General features: G+C 61.1%; 2 rRNA genes. Both read right to left on the bottom strand.

Features of this window, described 5'->3' with window-relative positions:
- Positions 1-707, bottom strand: a 23S ribosomal RNA gene (locus FYJ40_RS08880); the annotation flags it as partial.
- 397 nt (positions 708-1,104) lie between these two features.
- Positions 1,105-1,190 (bottom strand): 16S ribosomal RNA (locus tag FYJ40_RS08875); the annotation flags it as partial.

Below are 1,190 nucleotides of genomic sequence, written 5' to 3'. Positions count from 1 at the left end.
CGGCTCCCTTTCGGTTAACCTCGCCCCGCGCCAGCGACTCGCTGGCTCATTCTACAAAAGGCACGCCGTCACACCGTAAAGGTGCTCCGACTGCTCGTGGGCGCACGGTTTCAGGTACTGTTTCACTCCCCTCCCGGGGTGCTTTTCACCTTTCCCTCACGGTACTGGTGCGCTATCGGTCACAGGGTAGTACTCAGGCTTGGATGGTGGTCCACCCAGGTTCGGACCGGGTTTCACGTGCCCGGCCCTACTCAGGGACCGCGTCGCGCCGTCCGGTCTGGGTTCGCGTACGGGGCTGTCACCCGCTGCGGCCGGCCCTCCCATGCCGTTCCGCTCCCCAGCCGGACCTGCGCCCGGGGGCGGCAGCCCCCGGATGCGCGGCCCTGCAACCCCGCCGGCGGAACCCCTGCCGGGTACGCCCGCTCGACGGTTTGGCCATCGGTCCCCTTTCGCTCGCCGCTACTCGGGGAGTCTCGAGATTGATTTCCTCTCCTCCGGGTACTTAGATGTTTCAGTTCCCCGGGTTGTCCTCCCCCCGCCTATGTGTTCAGCGGGGGGATATCCGTACTGCTACGGATGGGTTCGCCCATTCGGAGACCCCCGGGTCGAAGGATGTGTGCTCCTCGCCGGGGATTATCGCAGCTTGCCGCGTCCTTCATCGGCTCCCTGTGCCAAGGCATCCGCCGTGCGCCCGTGGTATCTTGCGGGACCGCTCCGGGCCCGCGGGATATCCACGTGTCGCTAATATAAATTAATCGATATCATGAATAGCGCTCTCATGTCGCAATTCGGGTATCTCATACCGCGGCACAGCAGTTTCACTGTGCTCGCGATCAGATGCTCCTCACTCATAATTAAGTGAATTCCTCTTGTTTGGATCGGATGAATGATTGCTATCATTCTCTGTTTAGATCGCAGAAAAGAATCGAGTCTGGAAGAGGATACTCTTCCATCTCTCTCCTATCGCTATGCGGCTCTCAAGGTACGCGGGTGCGACCCCGGGGACCGGGTGCTGCGGGGACGTATCCGGGCCAGACATCAACCGGACGGGCTCCTGCCCTCCATTCGAGTTAAGTTGATCTCTCTAAGAATGTATCTCCCTAGAAAGGAGGTGATCCAGCCGCACCTTCCGGTACGGCTACCTTGTTACGACTTCACCCCCCTCACCCTCCACACCTTCGGCGCCTCCC

This window comes from Collinsella sp. WCA1-178-WT-3 (M1), assembly GCF_009696325.1.
Lineage (GTDB): Bacteria > Actinomycetota > Coriobacteriia > Coriobacteriales > Coriobacteriaceae > Collinsella.
The sequence above is the reverse complement of the archived record's forward strand: the minus strand, read 5'-3'. Positions and strand labels throughout refer to the sequence as shown.